This window comes from Treponema maltophilum ATCC 51939, assembly GCF_000413055.1.
Classification (GTDB): domain Bacteria; phylum Spirochaetota; class Spirochaetia; order Treponematales; family Treponemataceae; genus Treponema_C; species Treponema_C maltophilum.
In genome coordinates this window covers 798,583-815,675 of the sequence record NZ_KE332518.1, presented here as the reverse complement: position 1 = coordinate 815,675, position 17,093 = coordinate 798,583, and the positions used below count along the sequence as shown (strand labels likewise).

At 48.2% G+C, this 17,093-nt stretch carries 12 protein-coding genes; 6 read left to right on the top strand and 6 right to left on the bottom strand.

Going from position 1 to position 17,093, the window contains the following annotated elements; translation table 11 throughout:
- Window position 1: 1 nt before the first annotated feature.
- Genes HMPREF9194_RS03660 through HMPREF9194_RS03650 form a run of 3 tightly spaced genes read left to right on the top strand, consistent with a single transcriptional unit; the run spans window position 2 to window position 4,202 of the window.
- A complete protein-coding gene (locus HMPREF9194_RS03660) occupies window positions 2-772 on the top strand; it encodes an ABC transporter ATP-binding protein (RefSeq protein ID WP_016525028.1) in 771 nt (256 codons plus the stop codon).
- 17 nt (window positions 773-789) lie between these two features.
- Window positions 790-2,523, top strand: coding sequence for an ABC transporter ATP-binding protein (locus HMPREF9194_RS03655; protein WP_016525027.1), 1,734 nt, complete (start codon window positions 790-792; stop codon window positions 2,521-2,523).
- 11 nt (window positions 2,524-2,534) lie between these two features.
- A complete protein-coding gene (locus HMPREF9194_RS03650; protein ID WP_016525026.1) occupies window positions 2,535-4,202 on the top strand; it encodes an ABC transporter ATP-binding protein in 1,668 nt (555 codons plus the stop codon).
- Between the two features lie 35 nt (window positions 4,203-4,237).
- Here the strand turns inward: HMPREF9194_RS03650 and HMPREF9194_RS03645 are convergent, their stop codons facing one another.
- A complete protein-coding gene (locus tag HMPREF9194_RS03645) occupies window positions 4,238-5,173 on the bottom strand; it encodes an N-acetylglucosamine kinase (protein ID WP_016525025.1) in 936 nt (311 codons plus the stop codon).
- Window positions 5,174-5,196: 23 nt separating this feature from the next.
- Window positions 5,197-6,105, bottom strand: coding sequence for an N-acetylmuramic acid 6-phosphate etherase (gene murQ, locus HMPREF9194_RS03640; protein WP_016525024.1), 909 nt, complete (start codon window positions 6,103-6,105; stop codon window positions 5,197-5,199).
- A gap of 164 nt (window positions 6,106-6,269) precedes the next feature.
- On the opposite strand from murQ, the gene HMPREF9194_RS03635 reads away from it, so the two are divergent.
- The gene (locus tag HMPREF9194_RS03635) at window positions 6,270-7,067 is read left to right on the top strand and encodes an alpha/beta hydrolase (protein WP_016525023.1); all 798 of its coding nucleotides are present in this window, start codon (window positions 6,270-6,272) and stop codon (window positions 7,065-7,067) included.
- A 66-nt stretch (window positions 7,068-7,133) separates the two neighbouring features.
- Window positions 7,134-7,661, top strand: coding sequence for a hypothetical protein (locus HMPREF9194_RS03630; protein WP_016525022.1), 528 nt, complete (start codon window positions 7,134-7,136; stop codon window positions 7,659-7,661).
- On the opposite strand, the gene HMPREF9194_RS03625 is transcribed toward HMPREF9194_RS03630, so the two are convergent.
- Window positions 7,641-8,672 carry a M28 family peptidase gene (locus HMPREF9194_RS03625; RefSeq protein WP_016525021.1) on the bottom strand — a complete coding sequence of 344 codons (1,032 nt, stop codon included), beginning with the start codon at window positions 8,670-8,672 and terminating at the stop codon, window positions 7,641-7,643. The genes HMPREF9194_RS03630 and HMPREF9194_RS03625 overlap by 21 nt on opposite strands.
- Window positions 8,673-8,725: 53 nt before the next feature.
- On the bottom strand, window positions 8,726-9,037 hold the full coding sequence (locus tag HMPREF9194_RS03620) for an RNA recognition motif domain-containing protein (protein ID WP_016525020.1): 312 nt from the start codon (window positions 9,035-9,037) through the stop codon (window positions 8,726-8,728).
- Window positions 9,038-9,288: 251 nt separating this feature from the next.
- Between HMPREF9194_RS03620 and HMPREF9194_RS03615 the strand changes: the two genes are divergently transcribed.
- Complete coding sequence (locus HMPREF9194_RS03615) at window positions 9,289-10,248, top strand: Hsp33 family molecular chaperone HslO (protein WP_016525019.1); 960 nt, start codon at window positions 9,289-9,291, stop codon at window positions 10,246-10,248.
- On the opposite strand, the gene HMPREF9194_RS03610 is transcribed toward HMPREF9194_RS03615, so the two are convergent.
- Window positions 10,221-14,036, bottom strand: coding sequence for a UvrD-helicase domain-containing protein (locus tag HMPREF9194_RS03610; RefSeq protein ID WP_016525018.1), 3,816 nt, complete (start codon window positions 14,034-14,036; stop codon window positions 10,221-10,223). The two genes, HMPREF9194_RS03615 and HMPREF9194_RS03610, sit on opposite strands and share 28 nt — an antisense overlap.
- Window positions 14,033-17,023 (bottom strand): PD-(D/E)XK nuclease family protein, encoded by a 2,991-nt coding sequence (locus HMPREF9194_RS03605; RefSeq protein ID WP_016525017.1) that lies wholly within the window; start codon window positions 17,021-17,023, stop codon window positions 14,033-14,035. Before HMPREF9194_RS03605 ends, HMPREF9194_RS03610 begins: the two co-directional genes overlap by 4 nt.
- Window positions 17,024-17,093 lie beyond the last annotated feature (70 nt).

Below are 17,093 nucleotides of genomic sequence, written 5' to 3'. Positions count from 1 at the left end.
TATGATAAAGTGCGTTTCCGTTTCAAAAACGTTCCGTACGAGCGGACTAAAAAAGAACAGTTCTCCCGTTTTAAAAAATATCAACTGCGAAATAAAAGCTTTTTCCGTTACCGGTATTACCGGCGAAAGCGGCTGCGGCAAAACGACGCTTGCCCGATGCCTTATGAATCTTATAAAACCGGACAGCGGAAATATATTTATAAATGGCAAATCCGTTTTCGAATACACCGACAAAAAAGCGTTTTGCCGCCTTGTTCAAACGGTTCAGCAGAATCCCGAATCGGCGCTGGATCCCGATTTTACGGTAAAAAAAAGTTTGGAAGAAGTATACATACTCCATAAAGAACGTTTCGCTTCAAAAGCCGCCTTTCAGGCAGAACTGCAAGAATTATGCATACAAACCGGAATTCCTTATGACGAAACGGATAAACTGCCATACGCCTTTTCAGGCGGACAATTGCAGCGCATTTGCATTATCCGCGCCCTATTGATTAAGCCCGAGATTGTAATACTTGACGAATCGACTTCAATGCTGGACGTTTCCGTTCAAGCGCAAATACTTTCATTGCTTTTAAAACTTAAAGAACGGTACAAACTTACGCTGATCTTAATTTCGCACGATTTGGATGTTATCGAATATTTTTGCGATGAACTAATCGTTATGCAAAAAGGTACGATCGTCGAAAGCGGTGCGTGCAGCCAGGTTTTTGCACACCCTACGCATGAATATACGATAAAGCTGTTAGAAAACAGAAATTTGATTTTGGAATAAAGAGAGGGAATAAGGAAATGATGATTCACAAACGGGTTCTCGAACTGACAAACGGCGTACGAGTCAGTATTGCATGCAAAGCCTTATTGGGAATTGCAGTTTCGGGTACCTATATTCTTCAAGCCGTATTGCTGGGTATGACGGTCGACTTACTTTATGAACGCAGCGCTTTTTCCGTACTGCTGCCATACACCGTCTGTCTTATTGCAGCCGTAACCGCCCGCCTTATTTTAATCTATGTGAATTCCGTATACGGGAAAAAGATTATCGGAAAAATAAAAAATACGCTCAGACGGCACATTTACGCAAAACTTTTGCGATTGGGACCGGCATTTTTGGATGATGAAAGAACGGGCAAGCTAGGTTCTACAATGGTAAGCGGTGTCGACTATTTGGAAGGCTATTTAACGATGTATCTTCCGCAAGTGCTTGTTTGCATTATCGCCTGTTCCGCCATGCTCGTTTATGTTTTTTCAGTACATTATCTGCTCGGCGTTGTTTCGACAATCGCTTTGCTTATCGTACTATTTTCGCCGGTCGTGTTCGGTAAAGTGCTTTCAAAATCTTCCGATGAGCATTGGTCCGCCTATCGCGAACTGACAGCGGAAATACTCGACGGAATACAAGGCATCGTAACGGCGAAAGCAAACAATGCGCAGGAACGGCTCGGAAGCTATTTAAAAACGAAAATGCGAATCCTTTTTTCGCAAACGATGAAAAACTTAAAAATAAATTTAACCGAAGTGGGCATCGCAAACTTTGCTTCCGGAGTAGGCGTAAGTTTTACGCTCGCGCTTGCCGCTCTTTTAACGGTACAAAAAGCAATTCCCGTTTCATCGCTTTTAATCCTTCTTTTTATGACCAATGAAGTTTTCAGACCGGCTGCGGATTTAGGCACCTATTTTCACCAAGGCTTTATGGGACTCACCGCTTCGAGCGGCATCTTTGCAATATTGGACGAAAAAGAAAAAATACATGACAGCGGCACAAAAATACTCGATGCAAAAGATACCGGAGGCCTTGAAATAACTTATAAAAATGTTTCGTTTTCATATAGCGACAATGCACATCCCGTTTTTCAAAATCTGAATTTTACGGCCACAAAAAACGAAAAACTTGCAGTCGTCGGAGAATCGGGAAGCGGCAAAACGACGCTCATCAATTTGCTGCTTCGATTTTACGAAGTACAGTCCGGCAGCATTTATATTAACGGAATCGATATAAAGGATTTGACGCTCGCATCGCTTCGCAGTTTAATGACGGTCGTTTCGCAGGAAACATATTTGTTTAACGGTACGATAAAAGAAAATTTGCTGAATGCAAATAAAGATGCGGACGAAGCAATGTTGATACAAGCCTGTAAAATTGCCCATATCGATTCATTTATTCAAAGCTTGCCGAAAAAATACGATACGAAGGTAGGAGAACGCGGCCTTAATTTTTCCGGCGGACAGCGGCAGCGTATTGCCATTGCCCGCGCCGTTTTAAAAAATGCACCCATTGTCATACTTGACGAAGCGACTTCCGGTGTCGATACTGAAAACGAAGATGAGATCAAACACAGTCTTTCTATTTTGTTGCGCGGGCGAACAAGCATAACCATTGCGCACCGCTTAAATACGATAGAAGATTGCGACCGTATTTTGGTTTTAAGGCGGGGAAAAATCGTTGAAAGCGGTACGCATCGCGATTTACTCGAAAAAAACGGATATTACAAAAAGCTGGTGCAAACTCAGCAGAAATCTTTATAAGAGAGGAAGACATGTTCAAAGAAAAATACAAACCGCTTTTTAAGATGGTCGTATACATCAAAGAATATAAAGCAAAATTTATTGTTTCGGTTATATACGGAATATTGAGCAGTGTTTTCTCGTTGCTGACAGTTTTAACCGGAGCCTATATCACATCGGCCGCGCTTCTTCATGAGAACGTAAAAACTCTGTTGTATTTGTTTATACCACTTGCAGTCTTTATTTGCGGGAAAGGTTTATTTTCTTTTTTGGAAATGTATCAATGTCACTTGGTTGCTTATAAAATAATTGAAAAAATACGCAATCTTTTATATGACGCGATTTCGGCTGCCGCGCCGCAATCGGTATTAAAAACCCGATCGGGGAAAATAAGCGCGGCTCTCGTTGACGATGCGGAATCCACCGAAGTTTTTTTTGCTCATACCGCAGGTGCATATATAGTTGCACTTGTATGCACCGTTTTATATTTAACCGCCCTCGCTTTTCTTTCGCCGCGTATCGCCGCCGTCGTATGCGCTGCCTGTATTCTCGTCGCGGCCGTTCCTTATTTTTTTAATCCCATTACAAAAAAAGTCGGAGATGAAATAAGAGAAGGATTGGCTGCCGTCAATGCCGAAGCGGTTGACACCGTACAAGGGTTGCGGGAAATTTTAATCTTCGGCAAAGAAAAAAAGTATATTGAAAAAGTTGCTCGGGATACGCTGCGTTTAAATAAAAAAGAAATTAAAGACGGACGTTTTAAAGGCCTGCAAGGTTTGATCATCAACCTTATTACCTCGGCGGTTTTAATCGCTTCAATCTTATTTACGCACAAAGAAGTTATTGCGGGCATATTAAAGCCCGAAATGATTTCCGTCGTGCTTGTTTTTTCGCTGTTTGCGTTCATACCTGCAATGGGAGTTTCGGTAACGGCCGGCACAATGAATATTTCGAACGGCGCAGCAAAACGAATTCTTGATATACTCGAAGAAAAGCCGACAATCGAAGATACGGTGCCTTATATCCCCTTGCATGACTTGCATCTTTCGGGCAGCGTCGATTTTAAAAATGTGCATTTTTCTTACGAAAAAGGCAGAGAAGTTTTACACGGGATCGATTTTTCCATACAAGCCGGAGAAAATGTCGCAATTACCGGAGAATCGGGAGCGGGAAAATCCACTATTGCGGCTTTACTATTGCGGTTTTACGATCCGGACAGCGGCGTCGTATCTATCGGAGGAAAAAACATTAAAGAACTGCACCAGAATTCCGTCCGGGATCTTATCGCGTATGTGCCGCAAGACGTTTATCTTTTTAATAAAACCATCAAAGAAAATATTGCACTCGCCTGCCCCGATGCTTCCGACGAAGATATAAAAACGGCGGCAAAAATCGCGATGGCAGACAGTTTTATCGAAAGGCTGGAAAAAGGGTACGATACGAATGCCGGCGAGCGCGGCGTTCAGCTTTCGGGCGGAGAAAAACAGCGCATTGCAATCGCGCGCGCCGTATTAAAAAAATCGCCCATTCTTCTTATGGACGAAGCGTCGTCCAATTTAGACAGCGAAAGCGAATCTTTGTTCAGGCAAGCTCTAAACAATGCCCGCCGCGGGAAAACCCTTATTACGATTGCGCACCGCCCCTCGACGATAGAAGAAGCGGATAGAGTTATCCGCGTTGAGAACGGGCGGATCGTGTAGAAAAAACATCCGGCGGCAAGGCTTTTCCGGCGGCTTTAACGCACTTTTTCGCTCACGCTTTGCGCCAATACGCAGGCGCCGCGCACCGGCTCGTACAAGCGTTCATGCACGCGGACAAAGGGCAAAAGCTTTTGTATGCGTTCGGCGGTGCGGCGTGAAAAATCTTTTTCGTGTTCGAAAATACCGCCCGAAAACACGGCGCCGATGCGCTCGCTTTTGCCGCCGCCGAAAAGTTTATCGTATGCGCTTTTTGCCAGCAAGGCAAGCTCGCAGGAAGCGCCGTCTATAATGCGTACGGCGGCGGCATCTTTCAACCGGGCGGCTTCGAATACGGCCGGTGCAAAAGACGCAATGCGGGCTTTATCGAATTTCGTATACAAAAACGAAAAAAGATCACGGACATCGGAAACCTCATAATGCGCAAAAAGTTTTTCGGTTAAAAGCGTCTTTTCAGCACGACCGTCGGCGGCGCGCACTGCAGCCCGTATTCCTTCAAGGCCGATCGCAAACCCCGAGCCTTCATCGCCGATAAGATGCCCCAAGCCGCCCGAACGCGAAGATCTTCCGTCAGGACGTAAAGCGGCCGCAATGGAACCCGTTCCGCTGATGACAATTAGGCCTTCGGCCTTGCCCGTACCGCCCGCAAGAGCGGCGAGCGCGTCGGAACACACGTACACGGGACAGGAAGCGCTCATTTCGGCAAAAAAAGCGCGAAACATTTCTTTTTCGTTTTCCGTGCTTATGCCGGCGGATGCAAAACAGCCGGCGGAAAAATCTTTAAAAACGATGCCGCTTTCTTTTTTGAGCGATTCGAATAAATCCGCGACGGCGGCGCAGGCTTTTTCAAAGCCGACGGCGTATTGATTGGTGGAAGAACCGCACACGGTGCACAGTATTTCGCCTCTTTCATCGACGGCGGCCAAACGCGATTTCGTTCCGCCTCCGTCGATACCGAAAAAAAGTTTTTTCATAGTTCAATCCGATAATTCACCTTTTATCGATCGGTGTGCTTCTCATGAGCGTCGATCGCAAAATTGATGTTGCCGCCTCCGGCTTTCAGCAATTTTTCCGCTTCGATTTTATCGACGCCGAGGGAAGCCATAACGATTGCCGTACGAATTTTTTTCCCCGATTCTTCGAAAACTTCGGCCGCCCGCAATTGACCGCAGCCGGTTATTTCGTTTATCAAACGCTTTGAGCGCTCTTCCAGCTTTGCATTTACGGGCATTAAGTCTATCATAAAATTATTATACACTTTGCCGAGCTTTATCATCGCGGTTGTCGTAATCATGTTTAAAACGAGTTTTTGCGCCGTTCCCGATTTCATACGCGTAGAGCCGGTAATTATTTCCGGCCCCACGGGCAAAAAAATGGGAAAGTCGGCGAGTTCGAAGGTTTTTGAATGTTCGTTGCAGCTTATTGCGCCGACGGGGCTGCCCAAAGAACGGGCATACTTCATCGCACCGAGTACATAAGGTGCCGAGCCCGATGCCGTAATGCCGATAAGCATGTCGGAAGAAGAAAAAGCGGCGCTTTTGAGCTGCTCGACGCCGTGATTTTCATCGTCTTCGGCGCCTTCTATCGATCGGCGCAGCGCTTCATCGCCGCCTGCTATAAAACCCTGCACCGTGTCGGCGGACACGCCGTAAGTCGGCGGGCATTCGGATGCATCCAATACGCCCAAGCGGCCGGAAGTCCCCGCGCCCAGATAAAACAGCCGTCCGCCTTTTTTTAAAAGAGGCACAAGGCGGTCGATCAGCTTCGTCAGTTCGGGAATCGCACCTTCGACCGCATACGGAACTTTTTTATCTTCGTTATTGATAATCGATAAAATTTCTCCCGTAGACTTCGTGTCGATTTGATACGAAGCGGGATTGCGCTGTTCGGTTACGGGTATGCTCATCAAATATCTCCGCTTACAAAAAATTAAAAAACGTTTGCCGCCGTTCAGTATATCTTAATATTAAATTATTGACAAGAAAACGTTAATGCGCAAAAATAATACGGTAGAAGTTATAATAAAAAGCAACGACTGAACGTCACCGTTACTTTTTATAGGAGTTATCTATGGCACTTATTCACGCACAGTTTTATTCTCAATCGCTTATGCGCAACGTACCCTTTTGCGCTTTTATCCCGATAGAAAAACCTGCACAGGGAGAAGACGCGTTTAAAAAAAGCGCACAATTTCAAAAAGGTTTAAAAACACTGTATTTGCTTCACGGCTTATCGGGCTGCGAAACCGACTGGATCACGCTGACCTGCGTAAGAGCATACGCGGCAAAGAAAAACCTTGCCCTTATTATGCCGTCGGCGGAAAACCGTTTTTACATCGACGGCGCTTTGCCGAATGAACGGTACGGTACCTATGTCGGCGAAGAATTGGTAAACGCATCGCGCGCACTGTTCAATCTTTCCGAACGGCGTGAAGATACTTTTATCGCGGGTTTGTCGATGGGCGGCGCCGGAGCGATCCGCAGCGCGTGCCTGTATCCTGAAACTTTTTCCGCAGCGGCAGGTTTGTCATCGGCATTTTTAAACTCGGTTCACCTTGCGGGAAACAATCCGTCGTTTTCGCAAAAATGGGCCGACAGCGTATTCGGCAGCGTAGAAAATATGGAACAAACTTATAAAAATGCCGCAAAATCCCTTAAAGAAAGAACGAAGCGCGAGCTTTACCCGCGCTTTTATTTGGGCTGCGGCACCGAAGATTTTTTGATCGAAGCGAACAGGGATTTTCACCGATTCCTTTCCGAAAACGGTATCGAACACCGCTATGAAGAAAGTCCGGGCATTCACGACTGGAACTTTTGGGACGCCGGCATAAAAAAAGTTATCGATTGGCTCTGCCCCGACACCGAATAGCACATATTGCCTAAAGAAAACTTTTTCTTTTTTGATGCGGATTTCCGGCATTTATAGTAGACAAGTATGAAAAAAATTACCGGTATTTTAATTACCGTATTGCTGTTGTTACCGGCGTTTACACAGCAAAAAAACGACACCGAATTAAAACAATATCTTATAGATAATTCCTTCGGCGGTTTTAAGTTTGCCCAAGACGGAACTTATACGTATTACGAAAAGCATCTCGGAGGCTCTGTGGAAGGCGCAGGTTTTTATTCCGTCAAAGACGGTATACTGTTTTTTAAATCGTATAACGGGCATGAGAAACCGATGTATTCAGACGGTTACGGTGAGTATATGGAATTGCCGGGAAAATACAAGGTGGATTTGGAAAAAACGGGTCTCTATAATAAAGGAGCTTTAATAAACATATCCGGCGGTAAACTGTATTGGTCGAATATAGACCCGCCTGCATACGTAAAAATAAATTACGAAGACACAATTGACGGAATAACCGCCCCTTGGTATTTAATTCTCGCATACGGAACCGATGAAATGGGATACGATGTGAAAGAATCATGGGTTTTCGGCCTACGCACAGCGGCGGCTTAGGGCGAGTAAATTCAAAAAGCGTTCCATCAGCGCAAACGACTGCGGCGTAAGGCTTGTTTCGTCATCGAGCATCGTATGCATAAGCCGCCACGTGCGGGGAAGTTTTTCGCTTAAAAGCAAAGACTGTGCGGGATCGATTCCTTTTTTGCGCAGTTCCGCGGCGGGAGAGAGCGCGGCCGTATTTTTTTTCCCCGCAGCGGATCCTGCCGAAAGATCCTTCGACAAAAAGCCCGCGCCGTGGGCGGCGACACCGCGGTTCATAACCGCTTGCGCAAAGGCCTTATCTTTTTGCAGCTGACGCATGTACACCGCCGCTTCGTCGGACGGCAGTACCGTAAGCGCCACGGCCGGAATTCCGCAAGATAAAAAGCCCGCGTTATCGCCGTAAGGCACGGGAACGCTTATCCACTTCCCTTTTGAGGCTTCTTTTGCCAAAGAACAGGCATGTGCAAAAAGCGCATCGAACCGTTTGGCAAAGCCGAGCGGTGCGTTCGAATTTTTTCCTGCGGTGGAAACAGTCAACACGTCGCCGCGCCCGCAGCCGTCAAGCACGAAAACGTCGTCATTGATGATTCCGAGCTTTCGAAAAAGAGATGCGAGTGCAAACGCGCCCTGAGCTTTTGCACCGGAAACCGAAGAAGCGCCCAATTCTTCACCGTCGGTAAAAAAAATACGCATATTGTGAACGCCGCCGGGCAAAGGAATTTCATTGTGCATGAGGCGCTCGGCAAAACGCAAAACCTGAAACACGGCAGCCGAATTGTCGTTCGCGCCGGGGGTAATAAACGAACCGTCGGGCGCACAAGCTCTGTCGTAGTGAACAAGCACCGTTTTTATTTTGAACAGCGAATTATAAGCGCTCGAAGGAAAGCGCACACACAGGTGGACGCAGTCTCCCGTTGTAATCGGGTCAAAATCAATGTGCGCTTTTTTCAGCAGATTTTCCAAAAAAGTTCTGCGGTCGCAGCCGGGCGCAATAAAACCGCCGAAGTCGTCGGGTAAAAAAGACATAGCTTATAAAAAAGGACTTCATTCCGCAAAGGGAACGAAGTCCTTTGTCCGCCTCAGTAAGAAGCGTTTGCGCCTTCTTCGGAACGGTTATAGGAGGGACGCGGGCGCGGATTGCGCGGTCTGTCCTCCGCTTTATTAACGCGGATACGGCGGCCTTCAAATTCGGTTCCGTTCAAACCGGCAATGGCGGCCTCCGCCGCGGCATCATCGGCCATTTCCACAAAACCGAAACCTTTCGATTGTTCCGTATAGCGGTCTTTAATTACAACCGCCGATACCACTTCACCGTACTGCGAAAAAGCATTTTTTAATGAATCTTCCGTAGTAGCATAATTCATGTTTCCGACATAAATTTTTTGAGCCATTCTCATTCCTCTCGCCCGCTCAAACGGGCATGTAATTGCGTACTGCCAAGACAGCAAAAACAACGTTCGCTTGAGACTACTGTATGTAACCGGAAATAAAAAACTGAAACGGTGGCAAAACAATTCGAAACAGTCATTCGGGCACTGCATAGTTTTAAAGAAAACGTATGTTCTTTTTAAAGCGTACTACGAGTTTTATTTGCTGTCAAGTAACTATTGCCGTATTTCGCCGATTTTATTACTATTTTAGTATGATAAAAGCACAAATTCAGGATTCGGAACTGCTGAAACACATAGCCGGGCTCGAAAAAGACGGCATGACGGTTTTTATAGCGGCAGACGGACTTTTCCGCGGCGCACTTTTTCACGGAACGACCTTTGTCAATCAAATGCGCTGCCAGCATGATTTGGGTATTTTGGAAACGCTCGCGCTCGGTCAGGCGACTTTATGCACCGCCCTCATGATTCAAACGATGAAGGGCCGCGAACATTTGAAATTCCGCTGCGATACGAACGGACCGCTTGCCGGTTTTTCGACGGAAGCCGATTCGACCGGGTACGTGCGCGGCTATCTTTTGCAAAATCCCATTCCTATCGACAAGCCCCTGGAAAGCTGGGACCTTGCGCCGTTTTTCGGTGAGGGTACGATAAGCATCAGCCGCACAAAGGAAGTTCCCGGCGCAAAAAAGAGCGAAGTCGAAACGGGTGTTGTCGATATAAAATACCGCAATATCGCAAAAGATTTAACGTGGTACTTTCTTCAATCCGAGCAAATATACACGGCGTTCAACACCGGCATTCAATTCGACAAACAGGGACGCGTGATCGGCGCAGGCGGTTTATTCGTACAGGTTATGCCCGACACCGGCGGTACGGCGGGAAAAGGCAAACTCGGCGAAAGCGAGCGGGACGATTTAATCGCGCGCATGGAAAGAGCCTTTTCGGCATGCCCGCCCTTGGGGCAATGGTTTGCCGAAAAAGGAAAACGCGAAGATATAATCTACGGTTTGTTCCGCGAATTCAAACCGCAGGCGGTACTCGAGCGCGACATCCTTTTCGACTGTCCCTGTTCGAAAGAACGCTATATCGAATCGATACGCGCCCTGCCGAAAGCCGAATTGGACGACATAAAACACGGCAAGGTCGATCCGCTTGAAGTCGTGTGCCATAACTGCGCAAGCGTTTATAAGATTCCGCTGAGTGAACTGTAAGGCTCAAAAAGTGCAGCCGAAAGATCGATTTTAAGTTTCGCGGTTTGCGCGGTAAGGTCGGCGGTATGCCCGCTGCGCAAATAGTACACATAGGTACGCACGAGCGAAAAATCCTTATTGCGCATAAGAGAGACCGCGCGGCGGTACACGGCAAGCTGGGATGCGTGCCGGCCGGGATCTTCGTATGCATCGGTTTTGAAATCGACAACGGTCAACGTCCCGCCTTCACTTTCATACACAAGGTCGATTTGTCCGCGTATGACATCGCGCGAGCCGGGTTCATATTCTTCCGCGGCAAGTTTAAAGGCGTATTCGTTTTTGCGCCACAACGCGTTTTTCGCTTCGCGGCCCAAGTCCGAACGGATAAAATTTTCGGCCATAAGCTGCGCGGCTTCTTTTACGTTTTTCAACTGCGTTTCATTCAGCGCCGACACGGCCTCCGCAGGAAGACGCACGGGAAGAGCGGTAAAAAGCGCTTCCGCATACGCATGGGCGATTGTGCCGAAATGATTGTAACCGAATTCACCGTTTGCAAAAGAGGAAACGATTTCATCGATTAAGGGGGCGGAAGCTGCAGGGGACGGAGCTGAGGCGAACAAAACCGAGGCGAATTTCGGCTGCGGAACGGAAAAAGCGGAAAGCCCGGTATCGCTTTCGGGCGGCGCAAGTTTCGACGGACTTATATAGCGGCCGTGCAAAGCGGGCGTTTGTACGGCGGAAGCTCGCTCGTAAAGCGGACGCAGTTTTTTTTGCACCGCGGCAAGACTTTGCCGTTTTTTGGGCGCGGCAATGTTTTTCAGTTCGGCGCGGCTTAAGGCGGGAATCGGTTCAAGCGTAAAGGGCACGTTCTTTTTTACGGTGCCGCTTTTTTCATCGAAAAAATCGTATATAACCGGAAATAAAAAATCGAAAAAGGTCGTGCCGCCGACATAGTCCGGATCGGCTTCCGCTTTTTTACGCGCAACGGCACACAAAGCGCCGATATGAGTAAAAAGCCTAAGCGTTTCGTCATCGGCTTTTTCTTTTTTGAGCAGTTCTTTTGCATCGGCGCTTAAATAATAAGAGCCGCTTATATACACTTCTTTTTCGGCGCGCGTAAAGGCGACATACAAAAGACGGCGCAGTTCGGCCGCGGCTTTTTGCTTTGCCGAAACGGACATTAAATCGAAAAAGATATTTTTTTTGCAATCTTTAATTTTGTCGGGCGGAGGGAAATTCAGCGAGATTCCCCATTCGTCGTTTGCGTACAGCAAATCCGTATTCCGTTCGCCGCGCGCCTTTGCCGAAGCGCCGCAGATAAACACGACGGGAAATTCAAGCCCCTTGCTTTTATGAATGCCGATAAGGTGTACCGCGTCGGAACGTTCGAGAGGAATATCCATGTCGTTAAGCCGCCGATTATCCGCAAGCAGCGCGGCAAGTTCGTCTACAAAGCCGCCCAAACTTTTTCCGCGGCTGTCGGTATTCCGCGCAATTTCGTACAAATAATCGTACAATTCCGAAAACAAGCCGCCCTCTTCCGTCCACAGCGTTTCATAACGGTAGCCCGCGCAATACCACAGCGTATCGACCATATCGGCACAGGACGATTCCCCCGAACGGTCGCACAAAGTTCGGTATAATTCGGCGCCTTTTTCAAAGCGCGCACGTTCTTCGCCCGTTAAAGATTCGGCATTTTGCATTGAAAAAAGGCAGGGAGAAGATGCGGCATTTTTTTCGGCCGAAGAGGCACACTCAAGAGCGCTTTGTTGCGGCAAACGCACAAAGGGCGAAGTCAGCACTGCGGCAAAGGCATGCACGTCCTGCGGATACGCAATTAAACGCAAAAAATAATATATATCGTTTACGGGCGCGTCGGAAAAAAAATCGGCGACGGTTTCCGACGCATACGGAATTCCCTGCAAGCGCAGCTGCGCTTCGTACAGGGATTGGTTCGAATACGTGCGGAACAGGATTGCAATATCCTGCGCTTTGTACGCGCCGCTTTTTATAAGAGATGCCGCTTCAGAAACGACGAATACGGCTTCGCTTTCGGCATCGTTTAATTTTTCGTTCTCCGCATTTGCCGTATCTTCGTCGTTTTCGGTATTTTTTTCGCTTTGCAAAAGACAAACGTGTACGGGCGGCCGGGAGTTTTTGTGCACGGACGCTTCCGCGCCGGTTTGCGTATCCTCGGCGGGAGATGCAGGTTCGGGAACGGTAAGCGGCGTATATTCGGCTTCGAACGGCGGAAAAGGAGTTCCCGGCGCAAAGCGCTCTTTTTGCAAAAAGACCGAATGCGGCAAAAGCGCAGGCGAGGTTCCGAGCGAGTCTTCCGTTGCCGCTTGACCCGCTTGCTCCGATTGACCTGTTCCGCAAAAGCCGCCGAACAGCGCGTTGAAGGCGTCGATCAATGCGCTCGAAGAACGGTAGTTTGAAGAAAGCGCCGTATCTTTCGACGCCAAATCTTCTTTAAGTTTTCGGAATACGGACACATCGGCGCCGCGGAACAAATAAATGGATTGCTTTTCATCTCCTACAAAAAACAATTTGCCGGAACACAGCTCATCGGGACGCGGCGCCGACGGAGCGGTTCTTTCGATTTTTTCGGCAAGTAAAAAAAGTATGTCGCGCTGCTGTTCGTTATTGTCTTGGAACTCGTCTATCATAATCGCGTTGAGCCGTTTTTTTTCGGCGCAGCGCACGGCCGGCTGTTCAATCAAAATACGCAGCGCAAGAGATGAAATATCTTTAAAACTCAACAAGCCAGATGCGCGCTTTCGGCCGTTGACTTTTTTTTCGAATTCCTGCAAAAGCGGTACGAGGGAGCACAAATCGCCGAAATGCAAAAGATAGTTCGCGCAAGAAGTGAGCAAATTATACGCGGGGCGCAATTCATTCAACGCGTCTTTGTACCGTGCAGTTCTGGCGCTCTTTTTTTGCAAAACATACACGGCCGCCGCGAACGAAACGATTTTTTGCGCAAAGATTTTTTCCACCCCTTTCTTTTTTTCAAGCGGGATACCGGCATCCGCTATCGTACTCATATACTCGCCGACGGCCTTTGCATCCGTAAGATTTTCTTCCAGCTTTTTTAAAACGTCGGAATCTTCATCCGTGTCGGCAAGGACGGGAGCACAATCGGTTACGGTTTTAACTACCCCGCCCCACACGCTTTGCACCGCGGATCGCTGCTTTTGTAGAGAGGTTTCAAAATCAAAGGGACGCGCGATAGTCGAATAATTCAAAACGGCTGCGGCAAAAAAATCGGCGGCGGTTTTATCCAAACTTTGCACGCCGAGCAGGGATTGCAGCGACGGATTGTCTTTATGCCCTAAGGTAAACGCGAGCGCTTCTTTGTTTACGAATTCCCGTATTTGAACGTCGTCTACCGAAAAATCGGGACGAATACCGTACAGGCGGGAAGCCGTTCGGAGAATAAAAGCGCAGTACGAATCGAGGGTTTGAATGCGCGCTTTATGGAAATTTTCCAAAGCGGCCTTTGCGTGCCGTGCGGCAAGAGAATGAGCATCTTCCGATTCGACAAGCTTTTTAAGCAGCGCATAAATACGGCTGTACATTACGGCCGCCGCTTTTTTGGTAAAAGTCAGCGCAAGAATCGTATCGACGGCAAAACCCTTGTCGACAATCAAGTGAGCAAAACGCCGCGCAAACACAAAGGTTTTCCCGGAACCCGCACCGGCGGCAACGACGCAGTTCGCTTCGTTCATAACCGCGGCCCTTTGTTCTTTATTCAATCCGCGTTCCAAAAACGGATGCAGGAACGCACGTTCATCGGCACGAATCATCTTTGTCTCCCGAGGCTGTATACGGTGCGGCACAGCGTTTTGTACCGGCAGGCGGCGCATGTTTTATACGGAACGCGTTGTCCGTCCGGCAAACGGTACAAACGTTCCGGGTCGGTAAAAAGAGAAAGTTTAGGATCGCCGAGTTCCCGTGCATAAACATTTGCGGCCTCTTCGAGCAGGGCGAAAGTTTGTCCAACCGGAGAAACGCCGTCTTCGCCGATAAAATTCCGTTCAATTATATTTGCCTTACGGTAAGGATTTGTTTTCTTTTCATCGAGGGCAAATGTTAAAAAGCCGACGACCGTCGAAGGCTTTTTTTGATAAATGCTGAAAAAGCCCGCACCGCTCACCCAGGGCTTTCCGCCGCACTTGCATTTTTCGTACAGGTACATATAAGCGGCAAGCTGATAATTTTTGAATTCCGTGCCGGGCAGTTTTAAACATTCGGAAGCGGACGGCATGTTACCCGTTTTAAAATCGACAATGAAAATATCGCCGCCTTCGGCTTTTTGCAGCACGCAGTCGATCTTCCCTTCGAGCTGCCGGCCGCCGCAATCGAAGGACAGCGGCTCTTCAAGCGACACAACCGTATAGCCCGAAAACCACAAAACGAATTCTGTAAAAAAGGCAATAAGAACTTCGGCAAGGGCGTCTTCCTGCATTTTAAAATTTTCAATCGTGAGCGGACTCAATTTTTTTTGCAGTGAACAGGATTCCGGTAAAGACGCGATAACCTCGTGCGTAAACGACAAAACCGCTTCGCATAGTTTTTCCGGAAGACTTCCGTTTTCGGCATAAAGCGGAATTCTTTCGCTTTGCAGCTGCGACAACACGCGCCTGATTATTTCGTGAAAAAGCGTTCCGACGGAAAGATCGTCGACAAGCGACGCTTCCGGATCGTATTCGGCGATTTTTAACACGCGCGAAAAAAGCCATTGCAAGGGACAGGTAAAAAAAACGTTCAAATTGCTCGGCGACACGCGGATTGCACCGGTTTGCGCACAGCGCACATAAGCATCGATGCGCTTTTTAAGTTCCGGAACGGAAAGAGCCGCAGCCTCGGACAGACTGCAGGAAACAGGTTCAAGCTTCGAATCGCCGGATACGGCCCACGATAAAAAGCCGTTTTTTTGCACCGAATACAAAAATGCGGGGAACGGAGCGCGTCCGTGCAAAAAATTCTTTTCGTTTTCAAAAGAGTCCGCCCCGAGTGCACCGGAGATTTCAGATGCAACACGATTCGTGCACGACGAAAAAATATTGTGCGCAATCGTATAGCCCGAAAAAGTTTTTTCCGAACAGCTTACGCTCATGGGGTACTCCGAATGCAAAGCATACAGGCGCACAAAAAGCGCGGACACATCCGTATCGTTTGCGCCCAGATGCGCACGCTTTTCGTCGGACAAAAAAGAAAGCGGGCGGTACACGAGCGTTAAAGAATCCTGCGACGCGTTTAAAATAAAGTGGCGTTTAAAAGGCGCGCCCGCGGCCACCTTGTAAGAAAATACGTTCACGCCGCCGCCCGAACTTTGCGCAAGATATTCCTTGGAATCCAAAACGCGCACAAAAAAATCGAAGGGGTCGGCGCACTGCGCCGCATCGGGATAGGTTTGTTCTATATCGATAAGAGAAGCGAGTTCGCCGATACAGCGTCCGATCACAAGGTTCGCTTCGGCGGAAAATTTTTGCGGATCAAAAAATACGGAACGGAACGCAAAATAGCGCTCGCGCAGTTTTTGAAAATTCGGTGCACCGCGCATCGACGAAACGGCTTGCTTGAGTTTGCGGTACAGCGCAAGGGCGCGTTCTTCCCCGCCGTTTTTTGCGAAAGCTTCTTCCCACACATCGATGCCGCCGTACGAGCAGAGGCAGTTGTTTTTTATACCGAATTCGATAAGCTGATTTGCAGCGGTTTTATCCTTCCACGGAAAGGCATTTTCCGAAAGCAGGGAGCGCAGCGAATCGAACGAAAAAGATTCGTCGGCGCAATTTTTAATCAAAGCAAAAAGCCGCCCGGCGGGATACAGGCCGAGTTTTTTTCCCGAACGAAGCTTAACGGGAATATTACGCAAGCCGAATTCGCGCAAAATGTACGGAGCAAGGGTTTCCAAATCGGGAACGCTGACGGCGATATCGTCCCAGTCCAACAGTTCGGCGGCGCCCGCATTTTGATTTTGCGGGTTTTGATTTTTCGTCCGGTTCGAACAAAGTTCTTCTATACGCAAGACCGTTTCCCGCAGTTCAGTGCGCGCGTTCGGATACGAATAAAAATCGCACACCGAATCGTCAACGGGAAAATCCGGTACGGGAATAAGTTCTATAAAAGGCGACTGTTCCAAAATCGGGCGGTATTCTTCAAAATCCTGTAAAATTTCCGGATACACAATGACATAGCGGCGGCCGCTGTCTTTAAGCGGAGGCTTTTCCCATGCGGGCTCAAACAGATTATGCGAATCCAAAAAAGAACGGTAGTGTTTTTCCAATTCGTGCAAATCGGCATCTTCGGCATCACTGAGGATGCCGACATCATTGAAGATGCCGACATCGCTGAGAATGCCGGCATCGCCGCGGCCTTCGGCGTCGCCGGAACGTTCGGCATCGGCGAGTCCACGGCGTTCACTGCGCTTGCGCTTCCACAGGGCAAGGCAGGGCACAAGCGATGTAAGCCAATCCGCAAACACCGCGGGATTTGAAGCGTATTCGCCCGGTACAAGCGACAAAAAAAAAGGCTTTTCGGCATTTTGCCGTAAAAGCTGCAACACAAAGAGTTTGCGCAAGGGGGACGGAATGCTGTTTTTATCCTGCTTTTCGGCGCGGACGGCTTCGCTTTTAAACTTGTCCCACGCGGTAAAGCGCTCCAGCGCAACGGCCTTTTTTAACCGAAGCGCATAATCCGACCACGCGGAAGCGGCTATGTCGGTCGGGAATACAAAAAAAACCGCCGGGTCGTCTATGTACGCTTCGAGCGCGCTCTGTACCGTTTGCATAATAAACCGATTATATCACATTTTCGGCTCGGCGACAAAGGGGAAGAACAAAAGGAAACCTGTTATTTAC